Source organism: Rhodococcus sp. B50 (assembly GCF_013602415.1).
Lineage (GTDB): Bacteria > Actinomycetota > Actinomycetes > Mycobacteriales > Mycobacteriaceae > Rhodococcus.
Window position 1 is genome coordinate 3,409,356 of the sequence record NZ_WPAG02000002.1, and the last position, 18,456, is coordinate 3,427,811.

Here is an 18,456-nt window from a genome sequence, read left to right on the forward strand (position 1 = left end):
CCTCAGTCGACGCCCAGCCCCGCATCCCGTGCACGAACGATCGCCGTCGCCCGGTCGGATGCGCCGATCTTGCCCAGGATGTTCGACACGTGGTTGCGCACCGTCTTCTGACTGAGCACGAGTCGGCGGGAGATCGCCGCGTTGTCGAGTCCGCGGGCCACGAGACCGAGGATCTCCCGTTCACGCTCGGTCAGATCCGGGAAGGCCGCCGATGTGTTACGGGAGCTCGCTACCGCCGCAAGTGCTTTCGCCGCTACCGCCGCTCCGACGATCATCTCCCCGTCGGCCACCGCCCGGATCGCCCGTTCGACCCCCGACGGATCGGCCCCCTTGACGAGATAGCCGGAGGCACCGGCGCGGATGGATGCGACCAGGATGTCCTCGTCCTCGTGCATGGTGACCATGAGGATGCGGGTGCCCGGAGCCTTCCGGAGGATGCTGCGGGTCGCGTCGATCCCCGAGCCGTCGCCGAGTTCGATGTCCATGAGCACGACGTCGACGTCGGTGGTCACGACCTCGAGAGCCTCGCGTACCGAGCTGGCCTGGCACACCACGTCGATCCCGTCGAGGGTGCCGAGGAGCGCGGCCATGCCGAGACGGAAGACGGGATGGTCGTCGACGACCGCAACGCGTATCACTCTGTCGGCGCTCATGATTCGGACCACGGTAACCGCGCGCGCACCGTGACACCACGCGGGTCGCCGGGTTCGATGCCCACCGTCCCGCCGACCTCCCGGGCCCGTTCACGCATGCTCTGCGTACCCACACCGACGCGTGCGTCGGCTGCGAGTCCGCTCCCGTCGTCGACGATGTCGAGTACCAGCACGTCGCCCTCCGCCGCGACCCGCACCGTGCATTCGTCGGCACCGGAATGCCGGCGGGCGTTGATGATCGCTTCGGAGGCGATGCCGTAGGCGGCCCACGCGATGGGGCCGGACATCCCGGCGGGGAGGTCGGCCTGAAGGTCGACACGGAATCCCGCGCGGGCGTGGGTGATCACGAGTTCGTCGAGGGCTGCGGTGAGGCCGAGTTCGTCGAGGACCGGGGGCAACAGGCTGCGCGACAGTTCGCGGACACCGTCGACCTGCCGGTCGAGTTCGCGGAGCAGTTCGTCGACGAGCCCGGCCGCGGCCTCCGGAGCGGTGGTGACGAGATTGCGTGCCCCCTGCAAACCGAGCCGCACCCCGGCGAGCGACGGGCCGAGCCCGTCGTGCAGTTCGCGGCGGATGGTGCGGCGTTCCTCGAGCCGCACCTCGGTAAGGCGTCGGCGTGCTTCGTCGAGGTCCTCTGCCGACCGCAGTACCACCAGCCCGGCATCGACGACGGTCGCGAGTTCGGTGAGCGCCCGCCGGCTGCGGGTCCCGAGCGATTCGCCCGGGGGTGCGGTGACGGCGAGGGTGGCCGCACCGGAACCGATCGGTACCTCCTCGACAGGTCCCGAGGCGGTCCCCCAGCGCGCGATGACGTCGGCCCCGCGGCGCACCTCGACCGATTCGAGGCGCAGCGCGGTACCGATGCCGGCGGCGAGTTCGCCCACCAGCAGGTCGGGGGAATCGGCACCGGCGAAGTGCCGTCCGAGGATCCGCACGGCGCGCGCCGGGTCGACACCGTCGCCGTAGACGAGACGGTGCACCCTCCGGCCGAGCCACATCCGTACCGGTTGTACGGCGAGGGCTACGGTGGTGGCCGCGACCGCCTGGGCGAAGACCGATTCGTTCGGGAGCACCAGTGAGACCGCGACCGTCACCGCGAGATAGCAGGTGACGAGCACGGCAGTGAGACTGCCGGCGAGCGCGGCGCGTCCGACCGCGAGGTCGATTCCCCAAAGTCTCTGGCGCAGCACGACGGCGAGGATCGCGACCGGGTAGAAGGCCTGCGTCGCGAGATGGAGCAGGGGTGTGAGCATCCACGGCACATCCGGCACCGCGAGCGGGATGTACGAGGCCGTCATGAGCGCACTACCGAGGGCGAGCCATCCCGTCCCGGATCGTTCGGCCACCGGAGCGTGACGGCGGCGCCACTCGACGTGTCCGGCGGTGAGAAAGCCGACGGCCACAACGGGTCCGACGAACCAGATGTCGGCGATGTCGGTGAACGTGCGCGCCCAGAAGAACCAGGCGGCCGTCACGACGCCGGCGAGAACCCCCGCTCGCACCACGGGGTCGGCGGGACGATCGCGAACGAGCCACGGCACCACCAGGAACAACGCGAGCGTCCCGGGGATCCAGGTGGTGTTCTGCAGCGGCCCGAGAAATCCCACGGGAAGTTCGGGCCGGACGAGGGCGAGCTGGGTCCAGCTGTAGGACACCGCAGCCAGGCCGACCCCGACCGACGCGACGGCCAGCAGGATCGGAACGGCATGGACGCGACGGGCGAGGATCACCCCGGCGACCGTCCCGTAGACGGCGGCACCGACCACGTCCACGAGGAAGAACAACTGGTCGGAGTCGAGCACGGGACGTGCCGCGACGAACACGACCACGGCCGCGACGGCGAGCAGCCAGGAGGCGACTGCCACGACGGCGGCGGGTACCGGAGCCCCGGTACCCGCCGCTCCGTTCGTCGCGACTGTGTCCTTCATGGTGCGGTGAGTATGCACCACTGTGTCCTTGATGCGGCAGGTATACGCCACTAGGCCGTTCGCAGTGGTACTAACGTGCACGCCGGTCCGCGAGAGCGAATCCGACACCGGCCACCAGCACCCACACCGGGCCGGTGAAACCGGCCATGTACTGCAGCGGGGAGACGCCGAGGAGCAGCGTCAGGCCACCGAGAACGATGCTCGCCCAACCGATCCACCGAGGTGCCGCGCAGTGACGCAGGGCTGCCACCGCGACCGCGACGCCGCTCACTCCGGCACCGACCCACAGCCAGGGGATGGTGCCCATCCAGTGCGAGGCGAAGACCGCGACCTCCGGCACCATCCGATCGGTGTTCCCGAGGCCGAACAGCAGCTCGGTGTCGAGCCCGGTACCCATGAGGGTCGCGACCGAGGTGAGCACGAGTCCGAAGGCCGCGACCGTCGGTACGAGGCTGAACTCCGGAGTGCCTGCGCGCAGTCGGCGCTGCAGTCCCGCCGCGAAGACGAGCAGCAAGGTCGTCGACGCCATCAGAGTCAGGTGCATGACGAGCATGGCCGTGCGCTGCCCGGCGAACTCGGTCATGATCGCCCCGGCGTTGCCGGCGGTGCGGTCGTTGTACGCCGCGCCCATCGCCATGCTCGCCTGGATGCCCACGACGCCGGCGAGTCCGGCGATCGCGCCCGTCCACGCCCAGATCGAACCGGGGCCACGAGGGTCGGGGGTGATCGGCGTGAGCGGTTCGGTCTCGGTGCCGAGAGTGTTCATGAGGGTCCCTTCGGATCGTTGCGACGCCCTGCGCGTCGTGGAGGGAACGATCCGGCGCCCGGCGTCCCGGGGGGAAGGGACGGTTGTCCCGACCTTCCGGGATCACCGTCGGCGTCCTCGTCGGCAGATTTTGTGCGCCTACCACAACCGAGGGGAGGTTGTGGGCGATTCTCCCGACGAAAACGCACACAACCTCCCCTCGGCCGGAGAGTGTCGACGCAGATATTCCGTGGACGGTCGAATCCGCGTCGTTCCGAATTCACTCAGGGATGACGGGTACGACGTTCGCTCGCCGAATGGAGAGCACCGACGGACACGAAGGCAGCAGCCAGTACCAGCAACAACAACACGACATTGAGAGTCATGGAAATGTCCTTTCACGGGTCGGGTGAAAATTACCCGGCATCGAAACAGGCGCTCCTCTCTTCTATCTCATTTCCACGGAATACGCGAGTCGATGCATTTTTCCGAACCGATTCGAAATGTTCGCGATTCGAACTCCGAGAATTTCCCGTCATGTATTCGACCGGAAAATGCACACTCCCGGACGAGTGACCTGCGCCTCATGCTCCCCTGCCGACGCGAAGGACCGTCGGGCCCGTTCCTAGAGTGATCGCTCGTGGCGGAGTCGAGCGGAGACCATCGGATTGTCGAACTACCGCTGCCCACTCCCACCCCCTTACGCACCGCGTTGCTGGCGGTTCCCCGTCAGGGACGCCGGTGGCCCGGTGCCGCGCGTGCAGCCGCAACGGTCGCGGTGCCCGGTCTCGTGGGCGTCGCTCTGGGATTCGGTGCCGTCGCCGCCGTCGCCACGCTCGGAGCCTTCGCCGTCGTCTACGGCGAACAACGTCCTTATCGTGTGCGTGCCCGGACGGTCGCCGTCGTCGGCACGGTGCTCGTGCTGCTGGCGACGATCGGCGCCGCGGCCGGGTCGGTGGTCCACGCCGCGGTGGCCGCCGGCGGATCGGCGTGGTGGTATCTGGTGGTCGTCGCGGCGATGACCGCGACCGTCTCGGTGTGCGCGTTCGTCGTCGACGCATTGCGCATGGGTGCGCCGGGCGCCTTCCTGATGTTGTTGTCCCTCGAGATCGCGTCGGCTCTGCCCGCACTGGGGGTGTCCGTCCCGACGGTCGCGGCGTGGACAGCGATGGGGGCGGGGACGGCCGTCGTGGTGTCCGTGTCCGGTGCCCCCTTCCGGCCACGGACCCCGGAACGCACCGCGGTGGCCGCGGCGGTCACTGCCGTCGACGCGGTCTTCGAGGAGAACTCGCCGGCGCATCGCCGCGCCGCCGTCCACGATCTGCACGTGGCCTGGCAGTTCCTGCACGACGCCGGACTCGTCGGGTCGGCACACCCCCTCGAACGGACACTGCACGCCGCCCACATTCGATGCGCGGAGACACTGCACGATCGCCCTCGCGACGAGGCGGTCCCCGAGGACGACCTACGGTTGCAGCCTCCGCTGCGGCGCCCCTCGGTGCGGTACCGCCTCGCGCGGGCCGCGCACCCGCACAGTCGGTCGGCGACGATCGCGGTGCGCCTGCTCGTCGCGGGGCCGGTCGCCGGCACGATCGCGATCGCGCTGGGCGTCGGGCGCCCCGATTGGGCGGTCATCACGGCGGCGATGATCCTGCATCAGGGACCGGACCGGATCCTCGGCTCGTACCGGGCCGCGCACCGCTTCATCGGCACCGTGCTCGGACTCGTCCTGCTGGCCTGCCTGACGCCCTTCCATCCGAGCGGTACCGCACTCGTCGTGGTGCTGGCCGCGGCGATGGCCGGCACCGAGATGTTCCTGGTGCGGAACTACGGCCTCGCGATGGTCTTCATCACCCCGCTCGTCGTCGTGCTCGGTGGGCTGGGCGCCCCCGGCGACCTGGTGACGGTCTCGCGCGACCGGTTCCTCGAGACCGTCGTCGGCGTCTGTGTCGCGCTGGCGGTGATGTGGGGTGTGCTGCCCCGCGCCCACCGCCGCGTCCTGGGCTTCGCCGACGGCCGCGTCCGCGACGCCGTCATGAGGATCGCCGCGTCGACGGATGCGCGGGAGTTGCCCGAACTGCGCCGCGACCTGGAGTTCGATCTGCATGCCTCCACCACCGCGGCCGTCATCGCCGCGCACACCGAGCCCGCGTGGACCCGGCAGTGCTGGACCGAACATCGCCGGCTCCACGAGCTCGGCTACCGGATCCTGACCCTGCCGGAACGACCGGGCCCCTGAAGCAGGGGTCCGGTCGCTTCCGTCGTAACACGCACCGTCCGTCAGAACACGAGCACTGCGAAGACGGTCGAGAGGACCAGTCCGGCCATCACCGGCAGGAAGCACTTGCGGGCCAGATCCAGCACGGGTACCCGGGCGAAACCGGCCACCGCGACCAGCGAGGACCAGGCGATGATGACGCCGCCACCGGACCAGATGTTGCCCATCTGGCCGATCGCCGCGAGCGTCGACGGGTCGACGTCGACGGCCGGGCCGAGAGCACCCGACAGAGCGCCGGTGAGGGGCAGTCCACTGAATCCGGAACCGTCGAGGCCCGCGACCACACCGATGAGCAGAATCCCGAAAGAGGTGACGAAGGCGTTCTGGGGCAGATGTGCCTGCACCGAGGTCACGAGGTCGAACAGGATCGCCGGGCCGGCGGCGTCGGCGGACAGGCCGAGGATCGGACCTGCGAACTCCGGGTTGCCGATGAAGAAGAAGCCGGCGATCGGGAGCACGCAGCCCATGGCCTTGAATGCGAAGACCAGACCGTCGACCAGATGATCCGAGGTGGTCTCGAGGAAGCTTCCACGGTCGGTCGAGGCCGCGGCGGCGAACAGGATCAGGGCTGCGATCCCGCCCACGATCGCGGCGGCCTCTCCGCCCTGCAGGGGCGGCACGACCTCGGTGAACTTGCCCAGCATGAGATAGACGATGAACGCGAGGTAGGCCAGCGGGACGAGCATCGCGAACGCTTTCGCGGTACCGCGACGCTCCTTCTCCGCCTCGGCGGGGTCGGCGACCGGGTCGGACGGAGCCACCAGTACGGCCGTGGCCGCCGCTGCCTGCTCGCCGCCACTGCTGGGACCGCCGGCCGGTTCGGGCCGACGCGGAGGACGGGAGCCGCCTGCTCCCCCCGAGGAATCGTCGCTGCCACGCGTGTCACCGATGCCGCTGTCGGCTTCGGCTTCCCATTCGACGAGCAGGTCGGCGGACGGTGCACGCCAGTGCCGCTTCTGGACGAAGTAGGTGATGAGCAGCGCCGTGACCCCGACGATCAACGAGAGGACCAGCGCCTTGTCCGCGACGGAGTCGGCGTCGACGCCGGCGGCTGCCGCAGAGATGCCGGGTGCGACCTTGATGATGTAGTCCGACGACAACGCCATGCCCTGACCGCAGATCGCGATGACCATGCCCACCGACAGGGGGGACATGCCTGCGCGGATCGCGACGGGGATGAGTACCGCGCCGACGAGGGGTACGGCCGGGGTGGGCCAGAAGAACAGGGAGATCACGTAGGTGACGGCGGCGAGAACGAGGAAGCTGCTGGTGCCCGCACGCATGACGCGCCGGAACGGCGCGACCATCATCCGGTCTGCGCCGAGCTGGCGCAGCGCGCCGAGCATGGCCGTGACCATCGCGATGATGAGGAAGATGTTGAACAGTTCCTTCGCCGCGACGAGGCTCGCGTTGAAGATGGCCGACAGTCCCGTGACGATGCTGCCCGAGAACGTCAGTGCGGTCAGGAAGGTTGCGACGACTGCAGGAACGACGATGTTCTTCCGCAGGGCCATGGTGGCCAGGATGACGAGAATGCCGGCGAGGTAGACCCAGTGCGCGGCGGTGAGTTGTACGTCCAAGGCGATTCCTTCGACAGGGGGGGTGGAACGAGTCGGGCTGTGTTCGTGGACGGTGAATGGGAACTCGATGTATTGGGGGAACTTTCCGCTACGGCCCGTGCTCGGTCAACGAGAACGGTGCACAGTGACCGACACGCTAGCTGTGCACTGTGTTCCACTTTTGCGATTTCGTGACGCCGAGTCGCCCGCGTGTGAAAAATTGCTACGAACATGTGTCGCGAGCCCGGCGCCGGCCTCGCGATGCCGTCGAATGTGCACCCTGCCCCGACCCGACCGGATCCGGTGTGCAGGTTGTCCCTGTGGTGACGATGCACCCGCCGACGATGCAGTGCGACAGTGGTTCGACGGTACGAACCGTACCGTGTGAGTCCCCGAGGTTCCGGAGAGTTCGATGACCACTCGCACCGCTGCACCGGCGGCCCCGGCCGGGACGGATACGGGCACTCCCCTGGCCCTGTCCGCCCTGCTCGCCGGAACCCTCGTCGGGACACTGAGCAACAACATCATCAATGTCCCACTGCCACAGATACTTTCCGACTTCGATGCGAGTCTCGAAGATGGCGCGCTGCTTGCCGTCGGATTCCTCCTCACGTTCGCCGCGGCGATGCCCCTCGCGGGGTACATCGGTGATCGATACGGTCGGCGGCGCGTCTACTGCGGTGCTCTGCTCGGCACCGCGATCTGCGCGGCCGGGGCGGCGACGGCGCCGACACTCGAGATCCTCGTGGCCTGGCGCGCACTCGGTGGACTCGCGGCCGCCGCCTTCGCCCCGGCCGTCATGGGGCTGATCGCGTGGTTGTTCGGCGCGCACCGACGCGCACGCGCGGTGAGCGCGTGGGCCACCGTGAACGGGCTCGGCCAGGCCATCGGCCCCACCCTCGGCGGCTTCGTTGCGGGACAGTGGGGTTGGCGATGGGTTTTCGTCCCGATGATCCCGATTGCACTGATCGGACTCGCCGGAACCCTGCGCTGGATCCCGATCTTCCCCGGCCGCAGGATGACTCTCGACGTGCTCGGTGCGGTCGCACTCACCCTCGGTTCCGCCGGAGCAGTGCTGGGGCTGAGCATGTTCGGACAGGCGGGGATCCCCACGTCCGTCGCGGGAATCGTGCTGGCGGTCTCCATCGTCGTACTCGTCGGTTTCGTCGGGCACTGCCTTCGCGCGACCGTACCGTTCGTCGACGTTCGACTGCTGGTCGAGAGCAGGTTCGCACGGAGCGCGGCCGCCGCCTTCGCACAGATGTTCTGCCTGGGCGCGGCCCTGCTGGCCGTGCCGCTGCGGTTGCATGCGACGGGAGCGTCGACGGCCACGGCCGGGGCGATCCTGTTCGCGTTGCCCGCAGTGATGGCGGCCCTCGCACCGGTAGTCGGCCGCACCGTCGATCGTGTCGGAGGACGACGGATGTTGCGGGCGGGGCTGGTGGTGCTCCTCGTCGGTCAGATCGCGCTTGCCGTCGCACTTTCCGCGGACGAACCGCGACTGTGGCTCGTCGCGACCGTCCTGGCGCTCACCGGCGCCGGCATCGCCGCCGTGCAGACCCCCGCCGCAGCCGGATCGACGCGCTCCCCGGCGGGTGAGCGCGGGACGGGACTGGGCGTGTTCAACCTGATCCGGTTCGGCGGGTCCGCCGTCGGGGCGGCGTGGGTGACCGTCGCGCTCGGTTCGTGGACGGCCGGTCCGCTCTTCGCGGTGTGTGCCGTGGTCGTGAGCGCGGGGCTGGCCGCATCGTTCCTGGGGACGGATCCGGAAGACACCGAACCCGTCTCCGATTCGACGGCCCTCAGCGGTAGTTGATCTCGTTCTCGACCGACGTGCGCAACCGGTCGAGTAGCTCGAGTCTCATCGCGAGCCAGGCCGTGAACTGGTTTTCGGGCAACCGGACGTCCATCGCCATCGCGCGGGAGATCCGATCGATTTTCGACAGCATCGTGTTGCGGTGTACCGACAGCTCCCGGGCCGCCGCGTTGACGTTCCCACCGGCCGCGAGATAGGCCAGCAACGTGTCGTACAGGTCGGTGCCGGGCTTGAGCGACCCGAACACGTCGCCGACGAACCTGCGGCTGCGGTCGGTCTCGGCGACCAGCTCGAGCACGCCGTAACCCCGCAGCTCCCGATACGCCACCGAACCCGACATCCCGAGCCGTTGCCCGATTCCGAGCGCCACGCGGGCTTGCCGGTAGCTCTCCCGGATCTGATCCGCGCCGACGGCCGGAGCGCCGTGGGCGACGGGCACCGGACGCACGCGCCGGCGGGACAGATCCTGCGACACCGCGTCGGCATACTCGGCGATCTCGAGTTCGATGTCGCGCGGGTCGCGGTACCGGAGCGAACGCACCACCACCAGGACGTCGCCGATCACCGTGACGTACGACCGCACCGACGGATGGGGCAGCACGCTGGCCGCGTACCGGGCCAGACGCAACAGTCCGCCGGATTCGTCGGCGCCGGGGCCTGCCGGGTTCTCCCCGTAACCGGGAGCGACGAAGACCGCGAACGTCGAGGTCAGGTCGATGTCGTGGTACTCGGCGCGGGCCTGCATGTCGTGCTGGCTGGTGAAGCTGCCGTGCACCAGCGCCTGCACGAAATCTCCACGGGCCCGTTCCTCGGCCTCGTCGACGCTGCGTTGCCGCAACATCTCCGAACCGATGATCGCCGTCGCCTGTTCGGTGACGACCGCGTGCTGGGCCGACTCGTGCGGTCCGGGGGACGCCCCCGAGGCGAGCACCACCACCCAGCCCTCGAATCGTTTACCGAGCCTGATGGTGCTCGCGGTGCACGTCCAGTGGGTGCCTCCGACGACCTCCTCCACCACATGGGTGTCGTGGTGCGCGTGACGATCCGCGGCCGTCACCGTCGACAGCTGTTTGTGCAGTATCTCCGAGATCTCCTCCGCCTGAGCGGGATTGACACCGTGGAAGGCCACGGCCTGACCGCGCGCGTCGAGGGCGATCGCCGGATGCTGCGCGAGAGCGGAGACCTCCTTGACCAGCAGGGTCAGTCCCGCGCCGCGGTGCAGCAGACCGGCGAGAGTCGAATGCACGTGCGCGGAGTAGCGCATGACGTGGACTTCCTGCATGAGCGACCGCTCGGCGAGCAGCCGGTTGAGCGCCGCGAATCCCACAGGGAGGTCGAGTTCGATCACCACCAGCCCCGGAGGCCACGGCACTCCGGCGGGCACCGCGCCGTCGACGACGAGCGCCGCGACATCGCGGGCCGCGAGCGCCGACAGGGCGTGCGCGCTGTCGGGGAGCAATTCCGGCCGGGCATAGACGGCGACACCGGTGAGATCGTCGAACCGGCCGACGACCTCGCCGAACGGCAGCACCCAGGTGAGCGCCCGGTCGAGATCGGCCTCGCGATCCACGACCCGGGCACCGGCCATGAGCGGTTCGTCGAGCAACCCTCGGACTGTCAGGCGCGGGCTCGATTCCATGGGGACCTGCTTCCATCGGAGCATCGGCGGCCGCGAGGGGACGGGCCGGCCGACAGTGTGGCGGTGTGCACTTTCTACACCAGATACCAGAGTCATGCGTCCCTCACGCATGTGCACTGTGTCCATCGAGAGCCGAAAACAACGGTGATCTTGACCGTCCCCTTCGGCGCACGGTCCTGTTAGAAATGAGCCACGCCGGACACACCGCTCCACCCCGGCCCCGCCGACACTTCAGCGACGCGGCATCGGCGGGACGCATACGGATCCCGACGCGGACCGGGAATCGTCCGAATCTCCGACCCGACTTCGAAAGTGGAGACCAATGCATCGAATCCACCGCATCACCCTCGACGACGCACTCCCCCTGCTCGCCGCCGGCCGCGCGAAGGCCGAGGAGATCGGCGTGAAGCAGACCCTGTGCGTCTGCGACGAGAGCGCGAACGTCATTGCTCTGCACCGGCTTCCCGGCGCCCGCCTGACAGGCGTGGAGATCGCCATGGCGAAGGCGTTCACCGCCGCCGGACACGAGCGCGCCACCCACCTGTTCAACGAGGGGCCCAACGGACCCGCCCTCCCCGGCAACGAGGCGTTCGGCATCAGCCACATGCTCCCCGGGAAGTTCGCGATCTTCGTCGGCGGCTTCCCCCTCGTCTACGACGGGCAGATCGTCGGCGCCGTCGGCATCAGCGGCGGCAACGGCGAGCAGGACAAGGCGGTCGGCGCCGCCATGATCGCCGAATTCGAAGCTCTGACCTCCGCGATCACCGCCTGATCGCCTCCCCGCACGACCCCTTCACCGAAAGGCATCATCATGACCGAACTGCTCGGACGCGACGAATTCCGCGCCGCACTCGAAGACGCCATCAAGGGACGCGAGGCGAAGAACGCCTCGTTCAGCAAGGCGTGGGCCGAGGGCAAGCTCGAGAAGCACCACTTCGCCCGGTGGGCCGAGAACCACTACCACTACGTCGGCCCCTTCGCCGACTACCTGGCGAACATCTACTCCAACACCCCCGATCACTTCACCGACGCCAAGGACTTCACCCTCCAGAACATGTACGAGGAGGAACTGGCCGACATCCGGCACACCGACCTGCTCATCAAGTTCGCCGAGGCGTGCGGCACCACCAAGGAACGCGTCGAGGATCCGAACAACATGAACGCGGTCACCCGCGGACTCCAGGCCTGGTGCTACGCGGTGTCCCAGCGTGAACACTTCGTCGTCGCCACCGCGGCGCTGGTCGTCGGGCTCGAATCACAGGTGCCGAGTATCTACAAGAAGCAGATCGTCCCGCTGCGCGAGGTGTACGGCTTCACCGAGGACGAAATCGAGTTCTTCGACCTGCATATCACCTCGGATGTTGTGCACGGTGAGCGCGGCTACCAGATCGTCCTGGACTGCGCCGACACCCCGCAGCTGCAGCAGCGCTGCCTGCAGCTCGTCCGGTGGGGAGCGGAGATGCGCTACTCGTACACGAAGGGCCTGTACGACACGTACGTCGCCCCCGATCTGGAGCTGGCGTCCGCCTGATCCGATGCGCGGGAGCGGAAGTCGCTCGCGGCTTCCGCTCCCGATGTCGCACACGAGCGAAGGAGAAGCATGTCCACCGAAATCATGGGCAGCGGGACCGCCGGCACCGCAGCCGAGCCCGAGTCCTGGGTCGCCGTCGCGAGCGTGAAAGAGGTGACCCGCCGCCGCAAGCTCCGCGTGGAGGTCGACGGCCTCGCGATCGCACTGTTCCATGCGAACGACCGCATCTACGCCTTCGCCGACCTGTGCATTCACCAGGACCGTTCTCTTGCGAAAGGCACGCTCCTGCACGGACGTGTCATCTGCCCCGGTCACCAGTGGCGCTTCGACCTCGAGACCGGATACGAGGAGGACCAGGACCTCTGCCAGCCGGTCTACCCCGTCCTCGTGCGCGACGAGACCGTCCTCGTCGACCCCACCCCGCGTCCGGCACCGGCCGCATCCGGAAAGGAGTGCACGGCATGACCGTTCGCACCGTAGTCACAGTGGGCGCCGGCCAGGTCGCCGCCGTCGCCGCACGTACCCTGCGCCGCCGCGGCTTCGAGGGACGCATCGTCCTGCTCGGCGACGAGCAGCACGCCCCCTACCAGCGCCCACCCCTGTCCAAGGAGTTCCTCGCGGGCCGCGAGACGATCGACTCCCTCGCCCTGCTGACCACGAAATGGCTCGACGCCAACGACATCGATATCCGTACCGGTGTTCCGGTGCAGCGCATCGACACCGCGCGTCGCACCGTCGAGTTCGACGGTGGCGAGATCGCCGCCGACGCGATCGTCCTCGCGACCGGCGGGCGCCCCCGCACACTCGCGACCACCGGTTCCCGGCCCGATCTCGTCCACTACCTGCGCACCCTCGACGACGCAACCGCCCTCGCGGCACGCCTGACCCCGGGGTCGAGTCTCGCGATCGTCGGTGGCGGCTTCATCGGACTCGAGATCGCCGCGACCGCACGTTCTCTCGGGGTGTCGGTGACCGTCCTCGAACAGGCCGAGCACCTGCTCGGAGGCATCCTCGGCGAGCAGGTCGGACGGCACTGCGCCGATCTGCACCGCCGCAACGGCGTGGACCTGCGCACCGGCACGGGTGTCGCCGCGGTGACCACCTCCGACCGCGGTGTGCGGATCGAGACCACCACCGGCGGGATCGTCGAGGCCGACGCCGTGGTGGTCGGCATCGGCATCGTGCCCAACACCGACATCGCCGCGGCGAGCGGACTGGCCGTCGACGGCGGGATCGTGGTCGACACCGCTGGACGCACCTCGGTCGAGAACATCTATGCGGCAGGAGATGTCGCGAAGCGCTTCTCCCCGCGCGAGGGCCGGCACATCCGCGTCGAGCATTTCGACAACGCGAACCGCCAGGCCGCGGTCGTCGCCGACACGATCGTCGGACGGCAGTCGCTCTCCGACGACCCGCACTGGTTCTGGTCCGATCAGTACGACACTAACATCCAGTTCGCCGGATCATCCTCCGGAACAACCGAACTCGTCGTCCGCGGTGATACCGACAGCGGCGAGTTCTCGGTCTTCTACCTCGCCGGCGATGTTCTGACCGCCGCCTTCGCGATGGACCGCGGCGAGGACATCATGGCGGCGCGCGAACTCGTCGGCCGCCGGGTCGACGCAGCGCAGCTCGCCGACGAGGACACCGATCTGTGGGAGATGTACGAGGAGGTCGAGCCCGCATGACGATCACCGGCCTGAACCACATCGACGGCAACTGGGTACCGGCAGCCTCCGGCGCGGTCTTCGAACGTCGCAACCCCGCCGACGAGACCGACCTGATCGGCACCTTCCCGGATTCCGACGCCATCGACGTCCGCAATGCCGTCGACGCCCTCGACAAGGCCGCGCCCGAATGGGCCACCACACCGCCCGAGCGCCGCGCCGCGATCCTCGAAGCGGCCGCCGACCACCTCGCCGCACGCTCGGCCGAACTCGTCGACGAATTGATCCGCGAGGAGGGCAAGACCCGGACCGAGGCGTCGATGGAGGTGAGCCGTACCCCCATGAATCTGCGTTTCTACGCGGGTGAGGCGCTGCGCGCCACCGGTGCGACCTTCCCTGCCCCCGGTTCGACGACGATCTACACCGTGCGCGAACCGATCGGGATCGTCGGCGCGATCACGCCGTGGAACTTCCCGCTCAACATCCCCTCCCGCAAGCTCGGGCCCGCGCTCGCCGCCGGCAACACGGTGCTGTTCAAGCCGTCCGAGATCACCCCGCTGATGGGACAGCGTCTCGTCGAGGCCCTGCTCGCCGGTGGTCTGCCGCCCGGTGCGATCGCACTCGTCCAGGGCGACGGCAAGGCCGGCGCGGCAGTGTCCGGCGACGAGCGGATCTCGGCGGTGACCTTCACCGGGTCCACCGAGGTCGGACGTGCCATCCACCGCAGCGTCGGCCCCGACCGGCGCGTGCAGCTGGAGATGGGTGGGAAGAACCCCGTCGTCGTGCTGGCCGACGCCGACCTCGACGCGGCAGCCGCACTGATCGTCAAGGGCGCCTTCGGATTGTCGGGCCAGGCGTGCACCGGCACCAGTCGCGTCGTCGCCGTCGACGCGATCCACGACGAGCTGCTCGAGAAGGTCGCCGAACGCACCCGCGCCCTGCGGGTGGGACCCGGTTCGGGTGCCGCCGTCGACCTCGGTCCGCTCGCGAGTCGCGGGCAGCTCGAGAAGTTCCTCGAGTACGTGACCATCGGCACGGGCGAAGGCGCACGCCTCGTATGTGGCGGCGTGCGATGCGACGACGAGGCGCTGCGCACCGGATTCTTCGTACGGCCCACCGTCTTCGCGGACACGGCACCGGGGATGCGCCTGCTCACCGACGAAATCTTCGGTCCGGTCCTGGCCTTCCAGCGCGCCGCATCCTTCGACGAAGCCCTCGCCCTGGCGAACGACACCGCCTTCGGGCTCAGCGCCTCGGTCGTCACCCGGAGTCTCTCGGACGCACAGCGATTCATCGCCGGATCGCGGACCGGACTCGTGAAGGTCAACCAGCCCACCACGGGAATGGCCATGAACGCGCCGTTCGGGGGCTACAAGCAGTCGAGCACACAGACCTTCAAGGAACAGGCCGGCCCCACGCTCATGCAGTTCTACCAATCCGAGAAGACCGTCTACCTCTCCCCCGACGCCTGACCGGCGAACACCCCCACACATGCCTGGAGGAAAGACCATGGAGTTCAAGCGAGTGGCCCGATCCGGGCAGGTGCCCGAAGGCATCGTCCGCCGGTTCTACGCCGACGACTACGAATTCGCCGTCTCCCGACTGGACGGCAAGGCGTACGCGACATCCAACTACTGCTCGCACCTCGACTGCCTGCTCTCGTCCGGCAAGCTCGTCCAGGACGGCATCGGATGCTCCTGCCACGGGAGCGCATTCGACCTCGAGACCGGTGAGCCGATCTGCCCACCGGCCACCGAGCCCATCAAGACCTATCCGTGCGAGGAGCGCGACGGGGAGATCTTCGTCGGGATCGACCCCGCCGAGCCGCCGGAAGGACCGCGCCGACGCAGGATGCGGTCGGCATGACCCGGCGCGCAGTGCGACCGGCAACGCTCGCGACCGGGGGTATGGTCGCGTCGAGCCACCCGCTCGCCAGTCGGGCCGGGGTCCGCGTGCTCGAGGACGGTGGCAACGCCGTCGACGCGGCTTTGGCGATGGCGGCGGTCACGTGGCTGACCCTGCCCGGGCAATGTGGGATCGGCGGCGACGCCTTCGCCGTGGTGCGTGAGCCGGACGGTTCGGTGTGGACGGTCAACGGCAGTGGTTACGGTCCCGACGGTGGTACACCGGATTTCTACCGGGAACGAGGACTCGGCGCGATCCCGCTCGACGGGGCGCTCGCCGTCGCCGTGCCCGGTGCGCCCGCCGCGCTGGCCGCACTGCACCGGCGGGGAGCGAGCAGGTCGCTGTCCGAACTGTGGGCACCGGCCGCCCGTCTCGCCGAGATCGGCCTGCCGTGCTCGGCGAAGACCCGAACCGATGTGCAGGCCGCCCTACTTCCGATCCGCGGCGACGCCGGACTCGCCTCGGTGTACACCCCGGGCGACCGGGTCCCGCGTGTCGGCGCCATACTGCCGCAACCGGATCTGGCCCACACGATCCGTGTTCTCGCCGACGATCCGGGATCGTTCTACACCGGCACACTCGCCGAGCGCTGCGTGGCTACGTTGCAGGGGGGCGGAGCACCGTTCAGCGGCGACGAATGGCAGGCCGGGGCGACAGTGGACGCGGAGACGCCGCTCACCGGCACCTACGCGGGGCACGTCGTGCATCAGACTCCACTCCCGACGCCGGGATGGATGGTGTTGCACCAGGCCGCCCTGTGCGACGGCGCGCTCGGCACGCATCCGCTGCTCGGCGCGGCGTCGGTCGACCGAATGGCCCGAGCGGCCACCGTCGCCTTCGAGGACAGACTCCGCTGGTGTTCGTCGGACAACGACGGGGTCGCGCGGGTTCTCGACCCCTCGAATATCGCAGCGGGTCGCGCCCGGATCGACGAGCATGCGCCGGCGGAAGCCTTCGCCGTCGCTGCGGGGGACACGACGTCGTTCGTCGCGGTGGACGCCGACGGGCGGGCGGTGTCGTTCATCCATTCGCTGGCGTTCACCTTCGGCGCGAAGCTCACGGTGCCCGGGACGGGCATCGTGCTCAACAACCGGCTCGGTCGCGGCGCCTACCTGATCGACGGTCACCCGAACGAAGTAGCACCGCGCCGCAAGCCCCTGCACACGCTCAACGCGTGGATCGTCACCGATTCCGCGGGTGAACTGCGGCATGTGGGCAACACACCCGGTGGCGACGGTCAGGTGCAGTGGAACATGCAGATGCTGTCGCACCTGCTCGATCACGGTCTCGATCCACAGGAAGCGGTTTCGGCGCCGCGCTTCACCGTCTTCCCTGGGTCGGACGCGAACGTGCTCGGCGAACCCACCGCGTTGCGAATCGAAGCGGACGTCGCCGAGAGTGTGCGCGACGAGCTGCGCGAACTCGGTCACCGGGTGGAGACGCTCGAACCCCTCGGGGCCGACGGCAGCGCGCAGGTGATCTCGATCGACGACCGCGGAGTGCTGTCCGGCGGCAGCGATCCACGACAGGAGGGGGTGGCTCTGGGTGTCCACTGATGCACGTGTTGTTGCACCGCGTCCGCAGGGCCGGTACGTCCCGGCCGTACTGGCCGGCGACACCGTCCGCACGGCCGGCATGACACCCCGACGCGACGGCGAGCTGATACTCACCGGACGGGTCGGCGCGGAAGTGACCGTCGACGAGGCACGCGCCGCCGCGGTCGTCGCGGTGGGCAACGCCCTGGCGGCGATCCGCGCGACGCTGCCGGAGGGCACACCGTTCCGGCCGGTCGAGATGGTCGTCTACGTCGCGACCGCACCCGGGTTCACCGACCTGTCTGTGGTCGCGGACGGCGCGTCGAACGTGATCGAACGCGAACTCGGAGCGGACGCATTACCGGCACGCACCGCCGTCGGCGTCCACACGCTGCCCGGTGGAGCGCCGCTGGAGATCGCGCTGACCGCCGTGTGCGGGTAGACGCAGGTTCACAACCGAGAAACGAGGCTCACAACCCTGGTGGTCGACCATCAGGGTTGTGAGCCTCGTCTATGGGTTGTGGACCTCGGGGACGAACGCTCAGTTTCTCGCGCCGATGTCCTCGAGTTCGGCTGCAAGATCAACGCTCTCGGACGGTCGCTGCCACCGATACACTCCGCCGCCCTGGGCGTAGGAGAGATGACCGCCGAGGGCGCCGCCGACACCCACCGCTCCGAGGCCGATCAACGTCCATATCGTCCCCGCCCGGTCGTGTCGGGCACGTCGCGCGCGATAGGACGTCGCCATGCAGATCACCCCGATCGCGTTGGACACGGCGTGCACCGCGCCGACCCTGCGCTGAGGGGCATCCTCCAGGGTGGAGAAATCGGTGTAGCCGGTGACGATCGTCGGGACGGCCGCGCCCAGTCCCAACGCGACGAGTCGCCGGGACGCGGTGTGCTGCCCGGGCAGCGCGTCCAACGCCGCCGCGGACACCCACGACCCGATCGGGACGGTGACTAGGAGCGGATGGACGGGGTGTCCGAGCCAGGAACCTCGGAGCAGGTCGTCGACGACGGAGCCGTCGAGGACTCGCCGTATGCGCTGCGCGATGCGCTCGGCGGGCCGATCCACAGCGTCGAAGGATTCGACGGCGCGCAGGAGTTCGTGCAGGTTCATGATGAGGCGATACCCGTCGGCAGCAGATACGAATCGCCGGGTGACCGCGATGCGACGGCACCCTTCGACCGCTGGCCATG

General features: G+C 68.9%; 16 protein-coding genes. 10 read left to right on the plus strand and 6 right to left on the minus strand.

Translation table 11 applies throughout. The annotated features are described in order from the left end of the window. Positions 1-2: 2 nt before the first annotated feature. The 3 genes from GON09_RS16115 to GON09_RS16125 all read right to left on the minus strand — a co-directional run bounded on the left by GON09_RS16115 (position 3) and on the right by GON09_RS16125 (position 3,347). Positions 3-653: a response regulator gene (locus GON09_RS16115; protein ID WP_213932661.1), complete on the minus strand. Its 651-nt coding sequence runs from the start codon at positions 651-653 to the stop codon at positions 3-5. Beyond that, entirely contained in the window at positions 650-2,581 is a 1,932-nt protein-coding gene (locus GON09_RS16120) for a sensor histidine kinase (RefSeq protein ID WP_213932662.1), read from the minus strand. The genes GON09_RS16115 and GON09_RS16120 overlap by 4 nt, the downstream gene beginning before the upstream one ends. Before the next feature lie 70 nt (positions 2,582-2,651). Next, complete coding sequence (locus tag GON09_RS16125; RefSeq protein WP_213932663.1) at positions 2,652-3,347, minus strand: hypothetical protein; 696 nt, start codon at positions 3,345-3,347, stop codon at positions 2,652-2,654. 619 nt (positions 3,348-3,966) lie between these two features. Between GON09_RS16125 and GON09_RS16130 the strand changes: the two genes are divergently transcribed. Next, positions 3,967-5,565: an FUSC family protein gene (locus tag GON09_RS16130; protein ID WP_213932664.1), complete on the plus strand. Its 1,599-nt coding sequence runs from the start codon at positions 3,967-3,969 to the stop codon at positions 5,563-5,565. Positions 5,566-5,606: 41 nt separating this feature from the next. Here GON09_RS16130 and GON09_RS16135 read toward each other — a convergent pair whose 3' ends face one another. Continuing rightward, complete coding sequence (locus GON09_RS16135) at positions 5,607-7,184, minus strand: TRAP transporter permease (protein WP_213932665.1); 1,578 nt, start codon at positions 7,182-7,184, stop codon at positions 5,607-5,609. Positions 7,185-7,575: 391 nt separating this feature from the next. On the opposite strand from GON09_RS16135, the gene GON09_RS16140 reads away from it, so the two are divergent. After that, entirely contained in the window at positions 7,576-8,979 is a 1,404-nt protein-coding gene (locus GON09_RS16140) for an MFS transporter (RefSeq protein WP_213932666.1), read from the plus strand. On the opposite strand, the gene GON09_RS16145 is transcribed toward GON09_RS16140, so the two are convergent. Next, complete coding sequence (locus GON09_RS16145; RefSeq protein ID WP_213932667.1) at positions 8,966-10,618, minus strand: PucR family transcriptional regulator; 1,653 nt, start codon at positions 10,616-10,618, stop codon at positions 8,966-8,968. The genes GON09_RS16140 and GON09_RS16145 overlap by 14 nt on opposite strands. A gap of 322 nt (positions 10,619-10,940) precedes the next feature. On the opposite strand from GON09_RS16145, the gene GON09_RS16150 reads away from it, so the two are divergent. The 8 genes from GON09_RS16150 (at position 10,941) to GON09_RS16185 (ending at position 17,698) form a co-directional block, all read left to right on the plus strand. Then, the gene (locus GON09_RS16150) at positions 10,941-11,390 is read left to right on the plus strand and encodes a GlcG/HbpS family heme-binding protein (RefSeq protein ID WP_213932668.1); all 450 of its coding nucleotides are present in this window, start codon (positions 10,941-10,943) and stop codon (positions 11,388-11,390) included. Between the two features lie 39 nt (positions 11,391-11,429). Continuing rightward, positions 11,430-12,149: a TenA family transcriptional regulator gene (locus tag GON09_RS16155; protein WP_059383140.1), complete on the plus strand. Its 720-nt coding sequence runs from the start codon at positions 11,430-11,432 to the stop codon at positions 12,147-12,149. Positions 12,150-12,218: 69 nt separating this feature from the next. Beyond that, positions 12,219-12,614, plus strand: a complete 396-nt coding sequence (locus tag GON09_RS16160; RefSeq protein ID WP_244865528.1) for a Rieske (2Fe-2S) protein — start codon at positions 12,219-12,221, stop codon at positions 12,612-12,614. Continuing rightward, positions 12,611-13,837, plus strand: coding sequence for an NAD(P)/FAD-dependent oxidoreductase (locus GON09_RS16165; RefSeq protein WP_213932669.1), 1,227 nt, complete (start codon positions 12,611-12,613; stop codon positions 13,835-13,837). Before GON09_RS16160 ends, GON09_RS16165 begins: the two co-directional genes overlap by 4 nt. Continuing rightward, positions 13,834-15,288, plus strand: coding sequence for an aldehyde dehydrogenase family protein (locus GON09_RS16170; RefSeq protein ID WP_213932670.1), 1,455 nt, complete (start codon positions 13,834-13,836; stop codon positions 15,286-15,288). The genes GON09_RS16165 and GON09_RS16170 overlap by 4 nt, the downstream gene beginning before the upstream one ends. Positions 15,289-15,325: 37 nt before the next feature. Then, complete coding sequence (locus GON09_RS16175) at positions 15,326-15,682, plus strand: Rieske (2Fe-2S) protein (RefSeq protein ID WP_016932244.1); 357 nt, start codon at positions 15,326-15,328, stop codon at positions 15,680-15,682. Beyond that, positions 15,679-17,277: a gamma-glutamyltransferase family protein gene (locus GON09_RS16180; RefSeq protein ID WP_213932671.1), complete on the plus strand. Its 1,599-nt coding sequence runs from the start codon at positions 15,679-15,681 to the stop codon at positions 17,275-17,277. Before GON09_RS16175 ends, GON09_RS16180 begins: the two co-directional genes overlap by 4 nt. Beyond that, positions 17,267-17,698 (plus strand): RidA family protein, encoded by a 432-nt coding sequence (locus GON09_RS16185; RefSeq protein ID WP_213932672.1) that lies wholly within the window; start codon positions 17,267-17,269, stop codon positions 17,696-17,698. The genes GON09_RS16180 and GON09_RS16185 overlap by 11 nt, the downstream gene beginning before the upstream one ends. Positions 17,699-17,797: 99 nt before the next feature. On the opposite strand, the gene GON09_RS16190 is transcribed toward GON09_RS16185, so the two are convergent. Next, positions 17,798-18,376 (minus strand): DUF2231 domain-containing protein, encoded by a 579-nt coding sequence (locus tag GON09_RS16190; RefSeq protein WP_213932673.1) that lies wholly within the window; start codon positions 18,374-18,376, stop codon positions 17,798-17,800. Positions 18,377-18,456: the final 80 nt, after the last annotated feature.